19 protein-coding genes are annotated in these 20,410 nt (G+C 70.3%); 17 read left to right on the top strand and 2 right to left on the bottom strand.

Annotated elements, in window-relative coordinates; translation table 11 throughout:
- Window positions 1-29: 29 nt before the first annotated feature.
- The 6 genes from JKJ07_RS11375 to JKJ07_RS11350 all read left to right on the top strand — a co-directional run bounded on the left by JKJ07_RS11375 (window position 30) and on the right by JKJ07_RS11350 (window position 8,135).
- On the top strand, window positions 30-1,466 hold the full coding sequence (locus tag JKJ07_RS11375) for a TldD/PmbA family protein (RefSeq protein ID WP_202991417.1): 1,437 nt from the start codon (window positions 30-32) through the stop codon (window positions 1,464-1,466).
- Window positions 1,463-2,926, top strand: a complete 1,464-nt coding sequence (locus JKJ07_RS11370; protein ID WP_202991416.1) for a TldD/PmbA family protein — start codon at window positions 1,463-1,465, stop codon at window positions 2,924-2,926. Before JKJ07_RS11375 ends, JKJ07_RS11370 begins: the two co-directional genes overlap by 4 nt.
- Window positions 2,927-3,582: 656 nt before the next feature.
- A complete protein-coding gene (locus JKJ07_RS11365) occupies window positions 3,583-4,056 on the top strand; it encodes a hypothetical protein (protein ID WP_202991415.1) in 474 nt (157 codons plus the stop codon).
- A 283-nt stretch (window positions 4,057-4,339) separates the two neighbouring features.
- Window positions 4,340-5,164: a succinate dehydrogenase subunit SdhC gene (gene sdhC / locus JKJ07_RS11360; RefSeq protein WP_202991414.1), complete on the top strand. Its 825-nt coding sequence runs from the start codon at window positions 4,340-4,342 to the stop codon at window positions 5,162-5,164.
- 14 nt (window positions 5,165-5,178) lie between these two features.
- Entirely contained in the window at window positions 5,179-7,149 is a 1,971-nt protein-coding gene (locus JKJ07_RS11355) for a fumarate reductase/succinate dehydrogenase flavoprotein subunit (RefSeq protein WP_202991413.1), read from the top strand.
- Window positions 7,149-8,135: a succinate dehydrogenase/fumarate reductase iron-sulfur subunit gene (locus JKJ07_RS11350; RefSeq protein WP_202991412.1), complete on the top strand. Its 987-nt coding sequence runs from the start codon at window positions 7,149-7,151 to the stop codon at window positions 8,133-8,135. Before JKJ07_RS11355 ends, JKJ07_RS11350 begins: the two co-directional genes overlap by 1 nt.
- A gap of 21 nt (window positions 8,136-8,156) precedes the next feature.
- On the opposite strand, the gene JKJ07_RS11345 is transcribed toward JKJ07_RS11350, so the two are convergent.
- The gene (locus JKJ07_RS11345) at window positions 8,157-8,903 is read right to left on the bottom strand and encodes a TetR/AcrR family transcriptional regulator (RefSeq protein ID WP_202991411.1); all 747 of its coding nucleotides are present in this window, start codon (window positions 8,901-8,903) and stop codon (window positions 8,157-8,159) included.
- A 101-nt stretch (window positions 8,904-9,004) separates the two neighbouring features.
- Here JKJ07_RS11345 and JKJ07_RS11340 point away from each other — a divergent pair, with 101 nt between their 5' ends.
- Window positions 9,005-10,522, top strand: a complete 1,518-nt coding sequence (locus tag JKJ07_RS11340; RefSeq protein ID WP_202991410.1) for an MFS transporter — start codon at window positions 9,005-9,007, stop codon at window positions 10,520-10,522.
- Between the two features lie 136 nt (window positions 10,523-10,658).
- Here JKJ07_RS11340 and JKJ07_RS11335 read toward each other — a convergent pair whose 3' ends face one another.
- A complete protein-coding gene (locus JKJ07_RS11335; RefSeq protein WP_202991409.1) occupies window positions 10,659-11,303 on the bottom strand; it encodes an alpha-ketoglutarate-dependent dioxygenase AlkB in 645 nt (214 codons plus the stop codon).
- A gap of 182 nt (window positions 11,304-11,485) precedes the next feature.
- Here JKJ07_RS11335 and JKJ07_RS11330 point away from each other — a divergent pair, with 182 nt between their 5' ends.
- The 10 genes from JKJ07_RS11330 to JKJ07_RS11285 are packed head-to-tail and all read left to right on the top strand — an operon-like array spanning window position 11,486 to window position 20,379.
- Window positions 11,486-12,172, top strand: a complete 687-nt coding sequence (locus JKJ07_RS11330) for an ABC transporter ATP-binding protein (RefSeq protein ID WP_202991408.1) — start codon at window positions 11,486-11,488, stop codon at window positions 12,170-12,172.
- The gene (locus JKJ07_RS11325; RefSeq protein WP_202991407.1) at window positions 12,169-12,873 is read left to right on the top strand and encodes an ABC transporter ATP-binding protein; all 705 of its coding nucleotides are present in this window, start codon (window positions 12,169-12,171) and stop codon (window positions 12,871-12,873) included. Before JKJ07_RS11330 ends, JKJ07_RS11325 begins: the two co-directional genes overlap by 4 nt.
- A gap of 1 nt (window position 12,874) precedes the next feature.
- The gene (locus tag JKJ07_RS11320; RefSeq protein WP_202991406.1) at window positions 12,875-13,753 is read left to right on the top strand and encodes a branched-chain amino acid ABC transporter permease; all 879 of its coding nucleotides are present in this window, start codon (window positions 12,875-12,877) and stop codon (window positions 13,751-13,753) included.
- Entirely contained in the window at window positions 13,750-14,775 is a 1,026-nt protein-coding gene (locus tag JKJ07_RS11315; protein ID WP_202991405.1) for a branched-chain amino acid ABC transporter permease, read from the top strand. The genes JKJ07_RS11320 and JKJ07_RS11315 overlap by 4 nt, the downstream gene beginning before the upstream one ends.
- The gene (locus JKJ07_RS11310; RefSeq protein ID WP_202991404.1) at window positions 14,775-16,037 is read left to right on the top strand and encodes an ABC transporter substrate-binding protein; all 1,263 of its coding nucleotides are present in this window, start codon (window positions 14,775-14,777) and stop codon (window positions 16,035-16,037) included. The genes JKJ07_RS11315 and JKJ07_RS11310 overlap by 1 nt, the downstream gene beginning before the upstream one ends.
- A gap of 47 nt (window positions 16,038-16,084) precedes the next feature.
- A complete protein-coding gene (locus JKJ07_RS11305) occupies window positions 16,085-16,828 on the top strand; it encodes an SDR family oxidoreductase (protein ID WP_202991403.1) in 744 nt (247 codons plus the stop codon).
- Window positions 16,825-17,601, top strand: coding sequence for an SDR family oxidoreductase (locus tag JKJ07_RS11300; RefSeq protein WP_202991402.1), 777 nt, complete (start codon window positions 16,825-16,827; stop codon window positions 17,599-17,601). The genes JKJ07_RS11305 and JKJ07_RS11300 overlap by 4 nt, the downstream gene beginning before the upstream one ends.
- Complete coding sequence (locus JKJ07_RS11295) at window positions 17,598-18,590, top strand: phosphotransferase family protein (protein WP_202991401.1); 993 nt, start codon at window positions 17,598-17,600, stop codon at window positions 18,588-18,590. The genes JKJ07_RS11300 and JKJ07_RS11295 overlap by 4 nt, the downstream gene beginning before the upstream one ends.
- Complete coding sequence (locus JKJ07_RS11290) at window positions 18,590-19,792, top strand: acyl-CoA dehydrogenase family protein (RefSeq protein WP_202991400.1); 1,203 nt, start codon at window positions 18,590-18,592, stop codon at window positions 19,790-19,792. Before JKJ07_RS11295 ends, JKJ07_RS11290 begins: the two co-directional genes overlap by 1 nt.
- On the top strand, window positions 19,789-20,379 hold the full coding sequence (locus tag JKJ07_RS11285; protein WP_202991399.1) for a TetR/AcrR family transcriptional regulator: 591 nt from the start codon (window positions 19,789-19,791) through the stop codon (window positions 20,377-20,379). The genes JKJ07_RS11290 and JKJ07_RS11285 overlap by 4 nt, the downstream gene beginning before the upstream one ends.
- The last annotated feature ends 31 nt before the right edge of the window (window positions 20,380-20,410 follow it).

The raw sequence follows: 20,410 nt of genomic DNA, 5'->3' as shown, positions 1-20,410 counted from the left end.
CTGTCGTACCGGTCCCCTAGGGTCGGTTCATGAGTCACTTCGATGAGGCTTACTCGGCGGTGCAGGCCGCTCTGGATGCCGGGGCCCGCTATGCCGACTGCCGCATCATGGTGCGCCGGGTGGAGTCGGTGTCGGCCCGTGACGGCGACATTCAGAACGTCGGCTCGAGCGAGAGCGCCGGCCTCGGCGTACGGGCTCTGGTCGGGTCTTCCTGGGGTTTCTACGCCGTGCCCGATCTCTCCGACGCCGCCGCCCGCGCGGCCGGGCGCCGGGCCGCGCAGATCGCCGTGGCCAGCGCCACCGTGCCCGGCCCGCCGATCGACCTCGTGCCCGCGGGCGCGATCGAGGCCAGCTGGGCCAACGACTGCGAGATCGACCCGCTCGAGGTCTCGCTCTCGACCAAGGGTGACCTGCTGGTCGAGGCCACCGCCGCGGCCAAGGCGGCCGGGTCCGACCTCGCCGAGGCGGTCAGCGGGGTCTGGGACACCCGCAAGTGGTTCGTCTCCAGCGAGGGCCACCGCATCGATCAGCACACCCGCGAGTGCGGCGCCGGCGTCTGGGCCAGCGCGTTCGGCGACGGCGAGATCCAGCGGCGGTCGTGGCCGTCCTACGGCGGGCAGTACGGCACGAGCGGCTGGGAGCTGGTCGACCGCCTCGACCTAATCGGCAACGCCCCCCGCCTGGCCGAGGAGGCGCGGGCCCTGCTCAGCGCGCCGCTCTGCCCGACCGGCGAGACCACGCTCGTGCTCGGCGGCGAACAGCTCGCGCTGCAGATCCACGAGTCGGTCGGCCACGCCATCGAGCTCGACCGCATCCTCGGGTGGGAGGCCGCGTTCGCCGGCACGAGCTGGCTCGAGCTCGACAAGCTGGGCTCGCTGCGCTACGGCTCCGAGCTCATGAACATCACCATCGACCCGGGCATCCCGGGCGCGCTCGGCAGCTTCGGCTACGACGACGAGGGCACCCCGGCGACCAAGCGCGACGCCGTGCGCGACGGCATCTGGGTCGGCGTGCTGGCCGGGCGCGACTCGGCCGCCGTGGCCGGCCTCGACTACGCGGGCAGCGTGCGCTCCGACGGCTGGGCCCGGCTGCCGATGGTCCGGATGACCAATGTGGGCCTCGAACCCGGCCCGCACACGCTCGACGAGATCATCGCGAACACCGAGGACGGCGTGTTCATGGATGTCAACCGCTCCTGGTCGATCGACGACCGGCGGCTCAACTTCCAGTTCGGCTGCGAGATCGGCTACGAGATCAAGAACGGCAAGCTCGGCCGCATGCTGCGCAACCCGACCTACACCGGCATCGGCCCCAAATTCTGGCAGTCGATGGACATGCTCTCCTCCGAAACCATCGCCTGGGGCACGCCGAACTGCGGCAAGGGCCAGCCCGGGCAGGTGGGGCACACCGGCCATCCGGCCGCTCCGGCCCGGTTCACCAACGTGCGTGTGGGGGTGCGGGGATGAGCATCGACATCATCCGGACGGGGGCCGAGCTCGAGCTGGCGGCCCGGGTCGTCGAGCTGGTGCGGCAGGTGGCCGGGCCGGCCGCCGAAGCCGAGGTCATGGTGCAGCACGACGCCGAGGCGCTGACCCGCTTCGCGAATTCGATGATCCACCAGAACGTGGCCGACGCCGTCACGAACGTCCGGCTGCGGCTGCATCTCGACGGGCGCACGGCGGCGGGCTCGACCACGCTGGTCGACGCCGACGGCCTGCGTGGCCTGGTCGAGCGCACGGTCGCGGCGGTGCGGCTGAGCCCGCCCGACGGCACGTGGCCCGGCCTGACCCCGCCGACCCCGCTGCACCACTCGGCGGGCTATCCCGGCTCGGGCGAGCGATCCGGGCTCGACTTCGGGTTCGACGAGGCGACCGCGCGGGCCACCCCGGCCGAAAGAGCCGACCGCGTACGCGACTTCGTGCGGGCCGCCGGTGGCCTCGAGACGGCCGGCTACTGCCGCACGACTTACACATCGGCGGCCTTCGCCAACAGCGCCGGGCAGTCGGTCGAGGGGCGCACGGCCGAGGCCGCGATGGACGGCATCGCCCGGATCGGCGGCGCCGACGGCGTGGCCCGGCTGGCCGGCGGGCGGCTCGGCGACCTCGACGGCTCGGCGTTGGGGGCCCGCGCGGCGGCCAAGGCGCGGGCGGGGCAGAGCCCGGTCGAGTTGCCGCCGGGCCACTACGAGGTGGTGCTCGAGCCCGAGGCGGTGGCCGACCTGCTCGACAACTTCGCGATGTTCGGGTTCAACGGCAAGTCGTACGCGCAGCAGCAGTCGTTCGCCGAGCTCGGCGAGGATCAGTTCGACCCGTCGGTGACCCTGATCGACGAGCCGCTGGGCAGCCGGGCCGAACCCGCGCCGGGCCTGCCGTTCGACGACGAGGGCACCCCGCGCGAGTCGCTGGTGCTGGTGCGTGACGGCGTGACCAAGGCGGTGGCGCACGACCGCATGTCGGCGGCCACGGCCGGGGCCACGTCGACCGGCCACGCGTCGCCGGCCTCGCGCACGTGGGGTCCCTACCCCACCCACGTACGGATGGAGGCCGCGCTCGCCGCGACCGAGCCGGCCCTGCCCCCGGCCGACCCGTCCAGCCCGGTCGCCGAGTCGGCGCGCCCGCTCGTGGCCGGCATGCGGCGCGGCCTGCTGATCACCGACTTGTGGTACACGCGGGTGCTCGACCCCAAGACGCTGGTCATCACCGGCCTGACCCGCAACGGCGTCTGGCTGGTGGAGGACGGCGAGGTGACCGGGGCGGTGAGCAACATGCGCTTCACCCAGTCGTATCCGCAGGCGCTGGGGCCGGGCCGGGTGCTGGGCATCGGCAGCGAGTCGATCCTGCTGCCGGATCGCTGGTCGGGCACCCGCTACGCGGCACCGGCCCTGCACCTGGCGTCGTGGAACCTGACGGGCAACGCCTCGGGCTGAGCTTCGCCGGCCCGACGCCTCCCGAGCGCGGCCCGCCGCCTCCCGAGCGCGGCCCGACGTCTCCCGAGCGCGGGCCGGCGACCGGCCGTCTGGCGTCGGCGTCGCGTCGCGTCTGGCGTCGGCATCGCGTCTGGCGTCGGCATCGCGTCTGGCGTCGCGACCGGCGACCGGCGACCGGCGACCGGCGACCGGCGACCGGCGACCGGCGAATTGTGCCCTGCCCGGCGCATTGACCGGCGTGTTTCACTTGGCCCGTGAGCGACACGCCGCGCGACCCTGACCAGGACGACGCCACCCGGCGAGTGCTGCGTTCCTCCCCGGACCCCACCGGCGTCTCTACACCGGACAATTCGGGCGACGAGGCGCCGGCCGGGGACGCCGATGCCGGTCGCGGAAGTGCGGCGGCCGGCAGCACAGACACCGGCTCGGGATCAGGCTGGGGCTGGGCTTCCGGCTCCCGCTCGAGCGCGGACGCCGGGCCTGGATCCGATGCACCCAAGTCAGGTGCAGACGCCGGGCCTGGGTCCGACGTGTCCGACTCCGGCGGCTCAGTGCGTGACCCCGGACCGGTGGCGAAGGGGCGGCGGGCGGCGTTCAGTTTCGGTAGCCCAGCGGGGACGCCGGACGAGCAGCAGCGTCGGCGGCGGCGCTGGTGGGTGGCGGGGATCTCGGTCGGTGCCGCCATCGTCGTGATCGCGCTGTGTGTGGGCGGGCTGTCGGTCATCGACGCCGTCAGCGGGGTGCGGGACCGGGCCGACGACGCCCGCGAGACCCGTGCCGTCCGGGATCAGAACTGCCTCGACCTGGAGCTGCGCCTCAACCGGCTGACCCCGCCCGGCGCGACCACCAGCGTGCCCGCCCGCGCGGCGGCGATCCGCAACGAGAACGAGGCGATCCGGATCTACCTGACCCAGGTCGCTGACGAGCGGGCCCAGGACGCGTGGCGCCGGATCCTCGACGCGCGCACCGTCTACGCCGACACCTCGGAGCGGCTGGTCAAATCGCCGACGCAGCCTTTCTACCTGCCGCCGAAGAACGACCGCGGCGTCCCCCTCGCCGACGACCTGCTGGAGTGGTCACCGCAGTCGTGCGCCGGCCCCATCCGCCGCCTGGCCGCCCCCGACCTCTGAGCCAGCGCCGCGCCGCACCAAAAGGTCCCGGGACACACCGGCGGAAGCTTCTGCCCGGCTGATGTCTGGCCGTCCGTTTTGGATCAGAGGGACCAAGATCCATTAGCGGTTGTCGGCCTATCGATGTGATCGGGGTCGAATTTTGTGATCCAGACCCCATCCCTGAGCGCGAAACTGTCCGGCCCCCGGCGTAACGTGTGCGACACATCACGCAAGCATGGCGGCTGCCGGGCTCCCCTCGCTCGCCGGCCGGGTCACTGGTACAGGCACGTCAGGAGATCGAATGACGACGACGGCAACGAGGCCGGGCGTGGGGCCCTCCGGTCCACAACGATCACGCGCGGCGATCACGGCCAAGACGCTGCGCACCGACCGATGGTGGCTAGCGCCGCTGATCACTTTCATCGGCCTGGGCGCGTGGGTCACCTACGCGACCGTCCGCGTATTCATGCACAAGTGGTATTTCGTCGAGGAGTTCCACTACCTCACGCCGTTCTACTCCCCGTGCCTGACCGACCGCTGCGTCGAGGGCTCGTCCCTGTTCGGCACGCCGCTGCCCAGCTTCTGGCTGATCCCCGAGGCCTCCTTCACGCTGCCGTTCCTGCTGCTCTTCCGGCTGACGTGCTACTACTACCGCAAGGCGTACTACCGCGCCTTCTGGCTCTCGCCGCCCGCGTGCGCGGTGCCCGACGGTCACGAGAAATACTCCGGTGAGACGCGCTTCCCGCTGATCTTCCAGAACGCGCACCGTTACGCGTTCTACGCCGCGATGATCATCTCGCTGATCAACACGTGGGACGCGATCATCGCGTTCCGCAGCGGTGACGGCGGGTTCGGTTTCGGGCTGGGCAACGTCATCCTGGTCGGCAACGTGGTCATGCTCTGGGCCTACACGCTGTCCTGTCACTCGTGCCGGCACATCACCGGCGGCCGCCTCAAGCATTTCTCGAAGCACCCCGTGCGCTACCGCGTCTGGACCTTCGTGTCGAAGCTGAATGTGCGCCACATGCAACTGGCCTGGATCACGCTCGGCACGCTGGCGCTGACCGACTTCTACGTCATGGCGCTCTCGGCCGGCTGGTTCTCCGATCTGCGGTTCATCGGCTGAGGGGCGCGCACACCATGACTTCTGAACAGCGCAACACCGCACGAGTCGAGCGCCACCTGTACGACGTCGTCGTGATCGGGGCCGGCGGCGCCGGTCTGCGCGCGGCGATCGAGGCCAGGCTGGCCGGCAAGCGCACGGCGATCATCTCGAAGTCCCTGTTCGGCAAGGCCCACACGGTGATGGCCGAGGGCGGCGCCGCGGCGGCGATGGGCAACGTCAACTCGCGCGACAACTGGATGGTCCACTTCCGCGACACGATGCGGGGCGGCAAGTTCCTCAACAACTTCCGCATGGCCGAGTTGCACGCCAAGGAGGCCCCGGAGCGCATCTGGGAGCTGGAGACGTACGGGGCGCTTTTCGACCGTACGAAGGACGGCAAGATCTCGCAGCGCAACTTCGGCGGGCACGAATACCCGCGGCTCGCGCACGTCGGCGACCGTACGGGTCTGGAACTGATCCGCACCCTGCAGCAGAAGATCGTCTCGCTCCAACAGGAAGACTTCGCCGAGACCGGCAACTACGACTCGCGCATCCGGGTCTTCTCCGAGACCACGATCACCGAGCTGCTGCTCGACGGCGACCGAGTGGCCGGCGCGTTCGGTTATTACCGCGAGTCGGGCGAGTTTCTGCTGCTCGAGGCGCCCGCGGTGATTCTGGCGACCGGTGGCGTGGGCCGCAGTTACAAGGTCACGTCGAACAGCTGGGAATACACCGGCGACGGGCACGCCCTCGCGCTGCGGGCCGGGGCCACGCTGATCAACATGGAGTTCCTCCAGTTCCACCCGACCGGCATGGTCTGGCCGCCCAGCGTCAAGGGCATCCTGGTCACCGAGTCGGTGCGGGGCGACGGCGGCGTGCTGCGCAACAGCGAGGGCAAGCGCTTCATGTTCGACTACGTCCCCGACGTGTTCCGCAAGCAATACGCGGACACCGAGGAGGAGGCCGACCGCTGGTACAACGACCCCGACAACAACCGCCGCCCGCCCGAGCTGTTGCCCCGTGACGAGGTCGCCCGCGCGATCAACTCCGAGGTCAAGGCGGGTCGTGGCACCAAGGCGGGCGGGGTGTTGCTCGACGTGTCGACCCGCATGCCGGCCGAGCAGATCACCAAGCGCCTGCCGTCGATGTATCACCAGTTCAAGGAGCTGGCCGACGTCGACATCACCAAGGAGGCGATGGAGGTCGGCCCCACCTGTCACTACGTGATGGGTGGCGTCGAGGTCGAGCCCGATTCGGCGGCGGCCATGGGCACGGTGCTGGGCCTGTTCGCCGCGGGCGAGGTGTCCGGCGGCATGCACGGGTCCAACCGGCTCGGCGGCAACTCGCTGTCCGACCTGCTGGTGTTCGGCAAGCGGGCCGGCGAGCACGCCGCGGCGTACACGGAAACGCTCGACAAGAAGCCCAAGGTCAGCACGAAGGACGTCGAGGCCGCGGTCACGACGGCGCTGGCGCCTTTGCAGCGGCAGAGCGGCGAAAATCCGTACGGGCTCCAGCAAGATCTTCAGGCTGTGATGGGCGATCTGGTCGGCATCATCCGGCGCGAGGGCGAACTGGCCGACGCGCTCAAGCGGCTCCAGGAGCTCAAGCTGCGGGTGGCCAACGTGGGCGCGACCGGCGGCCGGCGCTACAACCCGGGCTGGCATCTCGCGCTCGACCTGCGCAACATGCTGATCGTCTCGGAATGCACGGCCAAGGCGGCCCTCGAACGGGAGGAGTCGCGCGGCGGCCACACGCGGGAGGACTTCCCGCAGATGAACCCGCAGTGGCGCCTGGTCAACCTGGTCTGCTCGCTCGGCGAGGACGGCGACGTGCATCTCGAACGCAAGCCGCTGCCCCGCATGCGCGACGAGCTGATCCGGCTCTTCGACCGCACCGAGCTCAGCAAATACCTGACCGAGGACGAGATGGGCCAGTTCGACCAGGCCGAAGGGGTGCACATCCCCGGCGCCCGCACTGACGCGCAGAGCAAGACGGAGGCGAAGTAATGGGCACCAAGCGCCACTTCCGCGTCTGGCGGGGCGACGAGTCCGGCGGCGACATCCAGGACTACGACGTCGAGGTCAACGAGGGTGAGGTCGTGCTCGACATCATCCACCGGCTGCAGGCGACCCAGACGCCCGACCTGGCCTGCCGGTGGAACTGCAAGGCGGGCAAGTGCGGCTCGTGCTCGGTCGAGATCAACGGCAAGCCGCGGCTGGGCTGCATGACCCGGATGTCCACCTTCGAGGAGGACGAGACGGTCACGATCACCCCGCTGCGTACGTTCCCGGTGATCCGCGACCTGGTCACCGACGTGTCCTTCAACTATGAGAAGGCGCGCGAGACCCCGGCCTTCGCGCCGCCCGCCGGGGTGGCCCCGGGCCAGTATCGGATGCAGCAGATCGACGTCGAGCGGAGCCAGGAGTTCCGCAAGTGCATCGAGTGCTTCCTCTGCCAGAACACGTGCCACGTCGTGCGCGACCACGAGGAGAACAAGGAGGCCTTCTCGGGCCCCCGATACTTCATCCGCGCGGCCGAGCTCGACATGCACCCGCTCGACGCGCGCGACGACCGCAAGCAGTACGCGCAGGCCAGTCAGGGTCTGGGCTACTGCAACATCACCAAGTGCTGCACCGAGGTCTGCCCCGAGCACATCAAGATCACCGACAACGCGATCATCCCGATGAAGGAGCGCGTGGTCGACCGGCGCTACGACCCGCTGGTCTGGCTCGGCCGCAAGATCTTCCGGCGCGACGAGCTCGAATCGGAGTCGATGGCGCCCAGCGTGTCGACCGGGGTCACCGGCGCGGGCGACGCCACGCCGTTCTCCAGCGCCCGCCTGGCCGAGCCCCCGCCCGTACGGGACGACGGCAAGATGGACGTCACCGAGGTCACGCTGCCCGTGCAGGGCGGCCCCTCACCGTTCGGCGACCAGGAGTTCCCCCTGCCGCTCGACCAGATCAGCTATCACAAGCCGGAATCACGGGACTGATCTTGTGACCGCCCGGGCCGCTCACTGGCCCGGGCGGTTGTCCGCCAGCCACGATTCGAGCCCGTCGAGGATGCGTTCCAGGCCGAAGGCGTACGTGTTCTCGAGCAGCTTTTCGGGGTCGCGATTGAGCGGCTGGACCTCGTGGCGCCACTTCGTGTATTCCGGGTTGTCGGGCGCGAGCCGTTCCAGATAGGGCTCGACCTCCTCGGCGACCTCCCCGTACGTCTTGCCGGTGCGGGTGAGCGCCGCCTTGACCGCCGCCTCGGCCGTGGCCGCGCCGATCGCGTGCGAGTTCAACAGGGCCGTCGCGTGCGACAGCTCGATGCCGGTGAAGCCCGCCGCGACGAAGAGCTTCATCAACCGCTCGCCCATCCGCATCGCGTTGGGCCCCAGCGTCGGATGCCGGCCGAGCAGGCTGAGCGCCCAGGGGTGCCGCAGCAGCGCCGCCCGCATGCCGTTGGCGACGACCGACGCCCCGATCCGGAAGCTCGTGTCGCCCGGCTCGGGCACGTAGACCTCGCCCAGCACCTCGTCGACGACCAGCTCGAGCAGCTCGTCCTTGTGCGCGACGTGCCAATAGAGCGAGGTCGCGCCAGCGTCCAGCTTCGTGCCGAGCCGGCGCATGCTCAACCCGTCCAGGCCGTCCTCGTCGAGGATCTCCATCGCCGCGCGCACGATCTGGTCGCGGCTCAGCGACGGCTGCCCGCTCGGCGTGCGCGGGGGCTTGAGCCACACCGAGCTGGTGAACGAGTCGTGGTCTTTCGGCATGCAATTCCTCTCGACCAGGCCATTCTAATTGCACTCGCACAGTGTTCGAGCTCACTGGTACGGTGTTCGAGTCCATCGCACACCGTACGAGAGAGGCCGTCATGACCGAGCGCAATCCACGGCGCTGGCTGATCCTGGGCGTGCTCTGCCTGAGCCTGCTGGTCGTCGTCGTCGACAACATGGTGCTCAACATCGCGATCCCGTCGCTGATCCGCGACCTCGGTGCCAGCACCGCCCAGATTCAGTGGATCATCGACGCGTACATCCTGGTCTTCGCGGGCCTGCTGCTCACCGCGGGCAGCCTCTCCGACCGCCACGGCCGCCGCCGGGGCCTGGTCATCGGCCTGATCGTCTTCGGCGGCGCGTCGGTGCTGGCCACGCTCTGCCAAACCCCGGCACAGCTCATCGCCGTACGGGGTCTGATGGGTGTGGGCGCGGCGTTCTTGATGCCGGGCACGCTGTCGATCCTCACGACAGTTTTCGCCGAGGACGAGCGCAAGAAGGCCATCGCCATCTGGAGCTCGGTGCTGATGCTGGGCGCGCTCGGCGGCCCCAGCCTGGGCGGGCTGCTGCTGGAGCACTTCTGGTGGGGTTCGATCTTCCTGCTCAACGTGCCGATCGCGCTTCTCGGCATCGTCGCCGCGCTGGCCATCATCCCCGAGTCGAAGGGCACGGCCGGCCGCCCCGACCTGCTCGGCGCGCTGTTCTCCACGATCGGCATGGCCGCCCTGGTCTGGGGCGTGATCTCGACCCCGCTGCACGGCTGGACCTCCGCCTCCACATTGGGCGGTTTCGCCGTCGCGGCCGCCGGGCTCACCGCGTTCGTCGTGTGGGAGCGCCGGGTCGACGAGCCCATGCTGCCGCTGCAACTGTTCCGCGACCGCAACTTCGCCGGCGCCAGCCTGTCGATCGTCCTGCTCTCGTTCTCGGCCGGCGGCGTGCTGCTCGCCCTGACGCAATACCTGCAGTTCGTCCTCGGCTACGAGCCGCTCAAGGCGGGCACGGCGTTCATCCCCATGATCGTCACCGCCATGGTCTTCAACGGCATCGGCGTCGTCATCGACAAAAAGCTCGGCACCCGTACGGCCCTGGCCGCCGGCCTGCTGCTGATGGCCGCCGGCTTCGGGATCCTCGCATCGCTCGCCCCCGGCGACGGCTACGGCAAACTGGCCCTCGCCCTGGTCGTCATGGGCATGGGCAGCGGCACCGCCGGCCCCGCCGCCTACGGCACGCTGATGTCAGCCCTGCCACCCGACCGCGTCGGTGTCGGCTCGGCCGTCAACGACACCGTCCAGCAGGTGGGCACGGCCCTGAGCGTCGCCGTGCTGGGCAGCGTGCTCACGGCTACATACCGCGCCGCCATGCCGACCGACGTGACCGCCCAGGCCCGCGACTCGATCGGCGACGCCCTCCGCATCGCCGCCACCACGGGGGATGCGGCCCTGACCCGAGTCGCCCAGGACTCGTTCGTCTCCGCCATCGCCTCTACCTCCCTGATCGGCGTCATCGGCGGCCTCACGGCGGCGATGGTCGCCATCGCGGTGCTGCGGCCCAAGCCCCGGCCCACCCCCGACGAACCCGCCCCTTCGGCCGAGCTCAGCCCACAGACCACGCCGTAGACCCAGCCCCGAAACGCTCGGCGGAGGCACCCGCCGGGCGTTTCGCGTGGGCCGCCGCGGAGTGGCGGACGCGCTGGGCGTTTCGCGTGGCGGCCGGGGAGTGGCCGGCGCGCCGGGCACCGCACCCCGGACGGAGTCAGGCGACGTTGATCGGGCGGAACTGGACGCTGATGCGCGGGCCGACGGCCTTCGCCGTCTTGAGGATGGCGTGCTCCCATGTGCGCTGGCAGGAGCCGCCCATGACGATCAGGTCGCCGTGGCCCAGGGGGAACCGGAGCGTCTCGTGGCCGCCGGCGCGGGGCCGGAGCGAGAGATTGCGCGGCGAGCCCAGCGAGACGATGGCGACCATGGTGTCGTGGCGGGCCGAACGGCCGAGCGTGTCGCCGTGCCAGGCGACGCTGTCGCGGCCGTCGCGATAGAGGCACATGCCCGCGGTGACGAACTCTTCGCCCAGCTCGTCGGCGTAGTGAGCGTTGAGTGCCAGCTTGGCCTCGGTGAGGGCCTGATGCGGCAGCTCCTCGTCGCCGCCAAACCACCGGAGCAGACGCGGGACGTCGACGACGCTGTCATACATCTGCCGGCGGTCGGCCCGCCAGTCGATGCCCAGCAGCGTCTCGAAAACCGTGTCGGACCCGTGCAGCCAGCCCGGCAGCACGTCGACCCAGGCGCCGGCGGTGAGCTGATGTCGCGTGATGCGCCCGGCCAGCCGGCCGACGCCCGCGGCGGGGGCCCCTCCGGCGTCGGCCAGGTCGAACATCGACGGCTGGTAGGTGCTGGTCATGCGGCCATATTAGTACGGATGTTCGATCATCGCCATGTGCTGAACGCGCATGGAAACAACTTGGAAACAGGCGGTTGACGTGCCCGGGGAGAAAGTTACACTGCCAGTGTAAATAGTTGACCTTCACGCTCCACAGAGGACGGGCATGCCCGTTCGTAGGCCGCCCCCGAGCCGAGGTGACCATGTCAACGGAAGGCCTTTCCCTGCACCACATCACCGTGCGATTCGGGGGCTTGCTTGCCCTTGACGACGTTTCGCTGCGTGTCCCGCCGGGTCGGGTGGTCGGCATCATCGGGCCCAACGGCGCCGGCAAGACGACCCTGTTCAACGTCATCAGCGGGTTCGTGGCCCCCGAGAAGGGCTCGATGACGCTCGACGGCAAGCCGTTCCGGGCCCGCCCCCATCAGCTCACCGGGCACGGCATCGCCCGCACGCTGCAGGGTGTCGGCCAGTTCGACGGCATGACCGTCCTCGACAACGTGCAGGTCGGCCCGCGCAGCGAAGCCGAGGCCTGGGCCGCGCTCGAACGATGCGGGGTGGCCGAGCACGCCCGCAATTTCCCCAAGGCCCTCCCGTACGCGAAACGCAAGCGCGTCGAGTTGGCCCGGGCCCTCGCCGCCCGGCCGCGCATCCTGATGCTCGACGAGCCGGCCGGTGGCCTCGACACCGACGAGATCCGCTGGCTGGCCGACCTGATCCGCGAGACCGAGTGCACCGTCCTGCTGGTCGAGCATCACATGGAGCTGGTCATGTCGGTCTGCGACGAGATCCTGGTGCTCGACTTCGGCAAGCCGATCGCGCTCGGCACCCCGGGCGAGATCCGCAGCAACGAGAAGGTCGCCGAGGCCTACCTGGGAGCAGCGGCATGACGGCGCTCCTCGAGGTCGAGAACCTCACGGTGGGCTACGGCGCCGCCCCCGTGCTGCACGACGTCAACCTCACCGTCGAGCCCGGCCAGATCGTCGCCGTCCTGGGTGCGAACGGCGCCGGCAAGTCGACCCTGCTCCGCACCCTGTCCGGCCTCCTGCCGCCGCAGACGGGCTCTATCAGACTGGACGGGCACGACCTTCGGAAGATCAAGGTCGAGCACCTCGTACGGCATGGCATCGCCCACGTGCCCGAGGGGCGCGGCGTCGTCACCGAGCTCACGGTCGAGGAGAACCTGCGGCTGGGCGGGCTCTGGCGCAAGCCGCAGCCGTCGCTGGAGCCGATCTACGAGTTGTTCCCGCGCCTGGCCGAGCGCCGCCGCAACGAGGGCCATCAGCTCTCCGGCGGCGAGCGGCAGATGCTCGCGATCGGCCGCGCCTTGGCCGCCCAGCCGCGGCTGCTGTTGCTCGACGAGCCGTCGCTCGGGCTCGCCCCCAAGATCACCGCGCAGATCATGGCCCTGCTGCGGGACCTGCGCGACCGTACGGGTCTGGCCGTGCTCCTGGTCGAGCAGAACGTCCGTAGCGCGCTCTCGATCGCCGACCAGGGCGTGGTGCTCTCGCTGGGCCGCATCGTCACCCGGCACGACGCCGCGACGCTCGTCGACGACGCCGAGCTCCGCCACGCCTATCTGGGGTTCTGACATGGACCGTTTTGTGTTCCTGACGTTCGACGGGCTCAGCCGGGGCGCCGTCTACGCCGCGTTCGCGCTGGCCCTGGTGCTGATTTGGCGGGCCGCCCGCATCGTCAACTTCGCGCAGGGGGCGATGGCGGTGGCCACGGCGTACGTGGGCTATTCGGTCGCCGACGCCACCGGGTCGTACTGGCTGGGTTTTCTCGTCGCCGTCGTCGCCGGGTTGTTGCTGGGCGCGGGCGTCGAGCGGGTGGTGATGCGCTTCGTCGACCATTCGTCGCCGCTCAACGGCGTAGTGGTCGCGCTCGGGCTCGTGCTGATCATCCAGGGCGTGCTCGGGATGATCTACGGCAACGAGTTCCGGCCCGCCGAGGCCCCGCTCAGCCGCGACGCGTTCGAGATCGGCGGGATCGCGCTGCTGTCCCGCTACGACCTCTTCGTGTTCGGCGCCGTGGGCGCGGTGGTCGTCCTGCTCACGCTCCTTTTCACCCGTACGCCGACCGGCCTGCGGATGCGCGCGGCCGCGTTCGCGCCCGACGTGTCCCGGCTGCTCGGCGTGCCCGTCGGCGGCATGCTGACGCTGGGCTGGGCCCTGGCCGCGGGGGTCGGCTCGCTGGCCGGGATGCTCGTGATCCCGACCGAGCTGGGCCTGCACCCGACGGCGATGGACATCGTCTTCATCTCGGCCTTCACCGCGGCCGTGCTGGGCGGCCTCGACAGCCCGATCGGCGCGGTGCTCGGCGGCCTGCTGGTCGGCCTGCTGCTCTCGTACATCAGCGGCTATCTCGGCGCCACGGTCGCCCCCATGGCCGTGCTCGCCCTGCTCGTCATCGTCCTGCTCAGCCGCCCCGACGGCCTGTTCGCCCGCTCGAAAGCGAGGACCGCATGACAGCCCTCCAGGATCGGGCCGGAACGAAGGCCACGGATCGGACCAAGGCCAAAAAGATCAGCCCGTGGCTGGTAGTCGTGGCCGGCGCCATCATCGTGGTCGCCCTGACATACACGCTCCCGCCGTTCCGCACGTATCAGCTAGCGACCGTGGGCGCCTACCTCTGCGTGACCGCCGGCCTGACCGTCCTCACCGGACTCAACGGCCAGCTCTCCCTGGGCCACGGCGCTTTGATGGCCACCGGCGCCTACACGCTCGCCCTCTGGCAGAACAAGTTCAACCTCCTGCCCGTCGGCATCCTGGTCGCGGTCCTGGTCACCACCGCCGTCGGCGCCGTCATCGGCCTGGCCGCGGCCCGCCTCCGCGGCCCCTATCTGGCCGGCCTGACCTTGGCCGTGGCGGTCGTGGTCCCCAGCATCACCAGCACGTTCGACGAGACGTTCAACAGCGATCAGGGCCTGTCGGTCATGCTCAACCCGCCGCCCGAGTCGATGACGAACGAGCAGTGGCAGGCCTGGCTGTGCTGGGGTGGCGCGCTGGTCACGGTCTTGGTGCTGGCATTGCTGACGCGCGGCCGCTTCGGGCGGGACATGAAGGCCGTACGGGATGACGAGACAGCGGCTCGACTCGCGGGCATCAGCGTCGCCCGTACGCAGGTCGCGGCTTTTGTGGTCTCCGCCGCGTGCGCCGGACTGGCCGGGGCCCTGTTCGCCGTCATCGCCCAGAGCGTCTCCCCCGGCGCCTTCCCGCTCACCCTGTCGCTGTTCCTGCTGATGGCGATCGTCATCGGCGGCCTGGGCCGGTTGTCGGGCGCGCTGATCGGCGCGGTGCTGCTGGTGGCCCTGCCCGCGGTCGCGCACGAGATCGGTGAGGCGGCCGGCTCGCAACGCCTGGAGGGCAACCTCGCGCTCACGTTCTTCGGCGTCGTCCTCGTCGTCGTCATGCTCGCCGCGCCGGGTGGCCTCGCGTCCCTGCGCGTCCCCTTCACGAAGAGCATCCCCTTCAAGAAGAAAGGCCACTGATGAAACGCACAGCGACCGTCCTTGCCGCCGTGCTGCTGGCCGCGGCCGGCTGCAGCAACTCGGGTGGCGGGGGCAGCAGCGGCAGCGCCGATACGCCCGGGGTGACCGACACCGAGATCGTCGTCGGCACGCACATGCCGCTCACCGGCCCGGCGGCCGCCGGCTATTCCAAGATCGCGCCGGCCACCAAGGCCTACTTCGACTACGTGAACGCGAACGGCGGCGTGCACGGCCGCAAGATCACTTACAAGATCATGGATGACGGCTACAACCCGGCGAACACCCAGCAGGTCGTCCGTCAGCTCGTCCTGCAGGACAAGGTGTTCGCGATCCTCAACGGGCTGGGCACGCCGACCCACAGCGGCGTGCTCGACTTCCTCAAGACCAACCGGGTGCCCGACCTGTTCGTGGCGAGCGGCAGCCGCAGCTGGAACCAGCCCGACAAATATCCCGGCACGTTCGGCTTCAACCCGGACTACACGGTCGAGGGCAAGATCCTGGCGACCCACATCAAGGAGACGTACGCGGGCAAGAAGGTTTGCTTCCTCGGGCAGGACGACGACTTCGGGCGGGACAGCCTGGCCGGGGTCGAGAAGGTGCTCGGCCCGGTCGCGGCCAAGCAGTCGTACGTGACCAGCAACCCGAACGTCGGGCCGCAGATCGGCGCGCTCAAGGCGGCCGGCTGCCAGGTCGTCGTGCTGGCCACGGTGCCCGGCTTCACCGCGCTGTCGATCGGCACCGCCGCCAAGATCGGGTTCAAGCCGCAGTTCGTGGTGAGCAACGTCGGCTCCGACCCGACCACGCTGGCCAAGACGCTGGGGGCGGCCGCGCCGCTGCTCGAGGGCGTCGTCGCGGCGAACTATCTGCCGCTGGCCAACGACGCGGCGAACCCGTGGATCGAGCTCTACACAAAGGTCAACAAGGAGTACAACAGCGGCGCCGAGATGGACAACAACGTCGTGTACGGCATGTCCGTCGCGTACCTGTTCGTCCAGGCGCTGCAGTCGGCCGGCAAGGACCTGACCCGCGACGGCATCATCGAGGCGGTGCAGAAGGGCGGCTTCACCGGTCCCGGCCTGGTGCCCGTGCGCTACTCCGCCGACGACCACTCGGGTTATGCGGGCGAGCAGCTCACGACCATTGAGGGCGGCGTGGCCAAGTATTTCGGCAAGGCGTACCGGACCGACGACGGCGACGGCGCGGTCGAGGTCTACGAGGCCGCCGCGGTGGCCCCGCCAGCGAACGGCATCCCGGCTGCATAGGGTGGGCTGCGGGACCGAACTGATCAGTAACGAGTGAGGGAGCGCCGATGGCGGACCAAGTGGCGATCGTGACCGGGGCCAGCAGGGGAATCGGGTTCGCCATCGCGCAACGTTTCGTGGCCGACGGCTACAAGGTGTGCATCACCGGCCGGGACGCGGCGGCACTCGACTCCGCCGCCAAGGACCTGGGCGGCGCCGAGGTCGCGATCGGCGTGGCCGGCAAGGGCGACGACCCCGACCACCGGGCCGCGGTGATCGACACCGTGCTCGGGCAGTTCGGCCCGGTCACCGCCCTGGTCAACAACATCGGCATCAACCCGGTGTACGGCCCGCTGGCCGGGCTCGACCTGGGCGCGGCCCGCAAGATCTTCGAGGTCAACGTCGTCGGCACGCTGGGCTGGGTGCAGGAGGCGTTGCGCGGCGGGCTGACCGAGGGCGGCTCGATCGTCAACATCTCGTCGGTCTCGGGCGTGCGCCCGGCGCCCGGCATCGGCTTCTACGGGGTCACCAAGGCCGCGTTGATCCACCTCACCGAGGAGCTGGCCGTCGAGCTGGCCCCGAAGGTGCGGGTCAACGCGGTCGCCCCGGCCGTGGTCAAGACCAAGTTCGCGTCGGCCCTGTTCGAGGGGCGCGAGGAGCAGGTCTCGGCCGGTTATCCGCTGGCCCGGCTGGGCGTCCCCGAGGACGTGGCGGGTGCGGTGGCCTTCCTCAGCTCGCCCGACGCCGCCTGGATCACCGGGCAGACCCTCGTGCTCGACGGCGGGGTCACGCTGACCGGGAAGATGCAGTGAAGCGGGTCGTGGTCACCGGCGCCGGCGGCGGGATCGGCGCGGCGCTGGCCCGCCGGTTCGCCGCCCAGGGGGCCGAGGTGATCGTCAACGACCTCGACCCGGCCGCGGCCGAGGCGGTGGCCAGCGAGATCGGCGGCCTGCCGGTGCCGGGCGACGCCGCCAACGAGGAGGACACCCGCCGCCTGATCGACACGGCCTGGGCCGAGCTGGGCGGCATCGACCTGTTCTGCGCGAACGCGGGCGTGCTGAGCGCCGGCGACCAGGACACCCCGGACGAGGTGTGGACGCGCGACTTCGCGGTCAACGTGATGTCCCACGTCTACGTCACCCGCGCGTTGCTGCCCCGGTGGCTCGACCAGGGCGAACCCAAGCGGCTGGTGATCACGGTGAGCGCGGCCGGGCTGCTGTCCCTGCTGGGCAGCGCGCCCTACGCCGTCACCAAGCACGCCGCCCTGGCGTACGCGGAGTGGCTCCGGGCCACGTACGGGCATCGGGGTGTGATCGTGCAGGCGCTCTGCCCGCAGGGCGTGCGCACCGACATGCTGACCCGGGGCAGCGCCCGGGGCAGCGCGAGCGCGGCCCTGCTGGCCGAGAGCGCGCTGGAGCCCGACGCGGTCGCGGCCAAGGTGAGCGAGGCGCTCGAGGGCGAGAGCTTCCTGATCCTGCCGCACCCCGAGGTGGCCGAGTTCTATCGGCTGCGCGCCGACGACCCCGATCGCTGGCTCGGCGGCATGAACAAGATGCAGCGCGCGTTCGAGGGTGGCCCCCGGTGAAGGGCCTCGACCTCTCCCGCCTGCAGTCGTTCCTGAGGAGTGGCGAGCTGACCGGCCGGATGTTCGCGGGCGGCCGATCCAACCTGACCTACGCGGTGACCGACGGCGAACACCGCTGGGTGCTGCGCCGGCCGCCGCTCGGGCACGTGCTGCCCACCGCGCACGACATGGCCCGCGAGCACAGGGTGCTGGAGGCGCTGGCCAAGGCCGGGTTCCCGGCGCCGCGCCCGGTGCTGCTGTGCACCGACACCGACGTGATCGGCGCGCCCTTCTATCTGATGGAACACGTCGACGGGAAGATCTATCGCGACATCACCGACCTCGAGGCGCTCGGCCCCGAGGCGATGCGCACCCTGATCCTGTCGCTTGTGGACACCCTGGCCGACCTGCACGCGCTCGACCCGGCGGCGATCGGCCTGGCCGACTTCGGCCGGCCCGAGGGCTTCAACCAGCGGCAGGTCAGCCGGTGGAAGAAGCAGCTCGACGCGTCCCGCAGTCGCGAGGTGGCCGGCATCGACGAGCTGCACGCCCGGCTCGCCGTCGACATCCCGGCCGGCGGCCCGGGCACGGTCGTGCACGGCGACTTCCGCCTCGACAACGTGCTGATCGGCGACGAGCTGCAGGTCAACGCCGTGCTCGACTGGGAGATGTCGACGCTCGGCGACCCGCTGAGCGACGTCGCGCTGATGTTCGTCTACGCCGACCTGCCGCTCAACGTGGCCACCGACGGGCAGCTCCGGGCGCCGCTGCGCGTGCCGGGCCACCCGAGCCTGGCCGAGCTGGGTGCGCGTTACGCCGAGCGCAGCCGCCGCGACGTGAGCGATCTGCATTGGTACGTGGGATTCGCCGCATTCAAGCTCGCGGTGATTCTCGAAGGCGTGCACTACCGATACGTTCAGGGCCAGACCGTGGGCGAGGGTTTCGAGACGATCGGCCGGATGGTCGGCCCACTGGTCATGCGCGGCCACGAGGCGCTGGAGGGACACTGATGGACTTCGGCTTCGACTCCACGACCGAGGACTACCGCAAGCGGCTGCTCGCCTTCATGGACGAGCACGTCTATCCGGCCGAGGCCGGTTTCCACAGCGACTCCTGGTCACCCCCGCCGATCCTGGAAGAGCTCAAGGCGGCGGCGAAAAGCGCGGGCCTGTGGAATCTGTTCCTGCCCGGCGAGCACGGGGCCGGCCTGACCAACCTGCAGTACGCCCCGCTGGCCGAGATCACCGGACGTAGTCCCGCGATCGCCCCGGCCGCGCTCAACTGCGCCGCCCCCGACACCGGCAACATGGAGGTGCTGGCCGAGTTCGGCAGCCCGGCGCAGCAGGAGCAATGGCTCAAACCGCTGCTCGACGGCACGATCCGCTCGGCCTTCGCGATGACCGAGCCGCAGGTCGCCTCGTCCGACGCCACCAACATCGGCACCCGCATCGAGCGCGACGGCGACGACTACGTCATCACGGGTCACAAGTTCTACATCACCGGCGCCATGAACCCGAACTGCAAGATCTTCATCGTGATGGGCAAGACCGACCCCGAGGCCGCCCGGCACGTGCAGCAGAGCATGGTGCTCGTCCCGCGCGACACTCCCGGCGTCACGGTCAAGCGCGGCATGACGGTCTTCGGCTACACCGACGGCGATCACGGCGGGCACGCCGAGGTGCTTTTTGACGGCGTACGGGTGCCGCAGTCGAACTTGATCGGTGAGGTGGGCGGCGGGTTCGCCATCTCGCAGGCGCGCCTCGGCCCCGGCCGCATCCACCACTGCATGCGCCTGATCGGGATGGCCGAGCGTGCCCTCGAGCTGATGTGCACCCGAGCCCTTTCCCGTACGCCGTTCGGCAAGCCGCTCGCCGAGCAGGGCGTGGTGCAGGACTGGATCGCCGAGTCGCGGGTGCGCATCGAACAGGCCCGGCTGCTCGTGCTCAAGGCGGCCTGGCTGATGGACACGGTCGGCAACAAGGGCGCGCACACCGAGATCCAGGCCATCAAGATCCTCGTGCCGCAGACGGTGGAGTGGATCCTCGACAAGGCCATCCAGACCCACGGCGCCGCCGGCGTCGGCCAGGACACGCCGCTCGCGTCGTTGTGGGCGGGGGCGCGTACGCTACGGCTCGCCGACGGCCCGGACGAGGTGCACAAGCGCTCGCTGGCCCGGCGGGAGCTGAACCGCTACCGGAGCGCCTCATCGTGACTGGACAGCAGCGCGTCGACGGGCGTACGGCCCGGTCCGAGCGCACGAGAACCGCCATCGTCGACGCCCACCTGCAGCTGATCGGCGAGGGCGACCTGCGCCCGACGGCCGACCGCATCGCCAAGACGGCCGGCGTCTCGCTGCGCGCCCTGTGGAGCCACTTCGCCGACATGGAGGCGCTGTTCACCGCGAGCGGCAAACGGGTGCTCGAGGTGCGCGACGCCGCCCACAAGCCGATCGCGGCCGACCTGCCGCTGCCCGAGCGGATCGACGCCTACTGCAAGCAGCGGGCCCGCCTGCTCGAACAGATCGGGCCCACGGCCAAGGCGGCGGCCATCAAGGAGCCGTTCTCCGAGACGCTGCGCCGCTATCGCCGCATGCACGTCAAACGGGTGCGCGACGAACTGGCGGAGCTGTTCGCCGACGAGGTCAAAGACGACGACGAGTTGCTCGACGCCTTGACCGCCGTCAGCATGTGGCCGACCTGGTCGACGTGGCGCGAAAACATGGACCTGCCGGTCAACGCCGCCCGGGCCCGCCTCGCCCGGACGATCACGTCGCTGCTGGCCGGTCCTCCGCGTTCCTGAGCCGGATCCGCGCATCCGTCCCCGTCGGCAT

This window comes from Paractinoplanes lichenicola (assembly GCF_016785085.1).
Taxonomy (GTDB): Bacteria; Actinomycetota; Actinomycetes; order Mycobacteriales; family Micromonosporaceae; genus Actinoplanes; species Actinoplanes lichenicola.
Note: the sequence above shows the minus strand (reverse complement) of the source record. Positions and strands in the feature narration are given on the sequence as shown.

Bases quoted from the DNA above. Each gene is read 5' to 3' on its own strand.
- JKJ07_RS11350 (WP_202991412.1), top strand. From the start codon at position 7,149: ATGGGCACCAAGCGCCACTTCCGCGTCTGGCGGGGCGACGAGTCCGGC.
- sdhC (WP_202991414.1), top strand. From the start codon at position 4,340: ATGACGACGACGGCAACGAGGCCGGGCGTGGGGCCCTCCGGTCCACAA.
- JKJ07_RS11310 (WP_202991404.1), top strand. From the start codon at position 14,775: ATGAAACGCACAGCGACCGTCCTTGCCGCCGTGCTGCTGGCCGCGGCC.
- JKJ07_RS11330 (WP_202991408.1), top strand. From the start codon at position 11,486: ATGTCAACGGAAGGCCTTTCCCTGCACCACATCACCGTGCGATTCGGG.
- JKJ07_RS11320 (WP_202991406.1), top strand. From the start codon at position 12,875: ATGGACCGTTTTGTGTTCCTGACGTTCGACGGGCTCAGCCGGGGCGCC.
- JKJ07_RS11305 (WP_202991403.1), top strand. From the start codon at position 16,085: ATGGCGGACCAAGTGGCGATCGTGACCGGGGCCAGCAGGGGAATCGGG.
- JKJ07_RS11355 (WP_202991413.1), top strand. From the start codon at position 5,179: ATGACTTCTGAACAGCGCAACACCGCACGAGTCGAGCGCCACCTGTAC.
- JKJ07_RS11335 (WP_202991409.1), bottom strand. From the start codon at position 11,303: ATGACCAGCACCTACCAGCCGTCGATGTTCGACCTGGCCGACGCCGGA.
- JKJ07_RS11325 (WP_202991407.1), top strand. From the start codon at position 12,169: ATGACGGCGCTCCTCGAGGTCGAGAACCTCACGGTGGGCTACGGCGCC.
- JKJ07_RS11370 (WP_202991416.1), top strand. From the start codon at position 1,463: ATGAGCATCGACATCATCCGGACGGGGGCCGAGCTCGAGCTGGCGGCC.
- JKJ07_RS11315 (WP_202991405.1), top strand. From the start codon at position 13,750: ATGACAGCCCTCCAGGATCGGGCCGGAACGAAGGCCACGGATCGGACC.
- JKJ07_RS11290 (WP_202991400.1), top strand. From the start codon at position 18,590: ATGGACTTCGGCTTCGACTCCACGACCGAGGACTACCGCAAGCGGCTG.
- JKJ07_RS11340 (WP_202991410.1), top strand. From the start codon at position 9,005: ATGACCGAGCGCAATCCACGGCGCTGGCTGATCCTGGGCGTGCTCTGC.
- JKJ07_RS11375 (WP_202991417.1), top strand. From the start codon at position 30: ATGAGTCACTTCGATGAGGCTTACTCGGCGGTGCAGGCCGCTCTGGAT.
- JKJ07_RS11345 (WP_202991411.1), bottom strand. From the start codon at position 8,903: ATGCCGAAAGACCACGACTCGTTCACCAGCTCGGTGTGGCTCAAGCCC.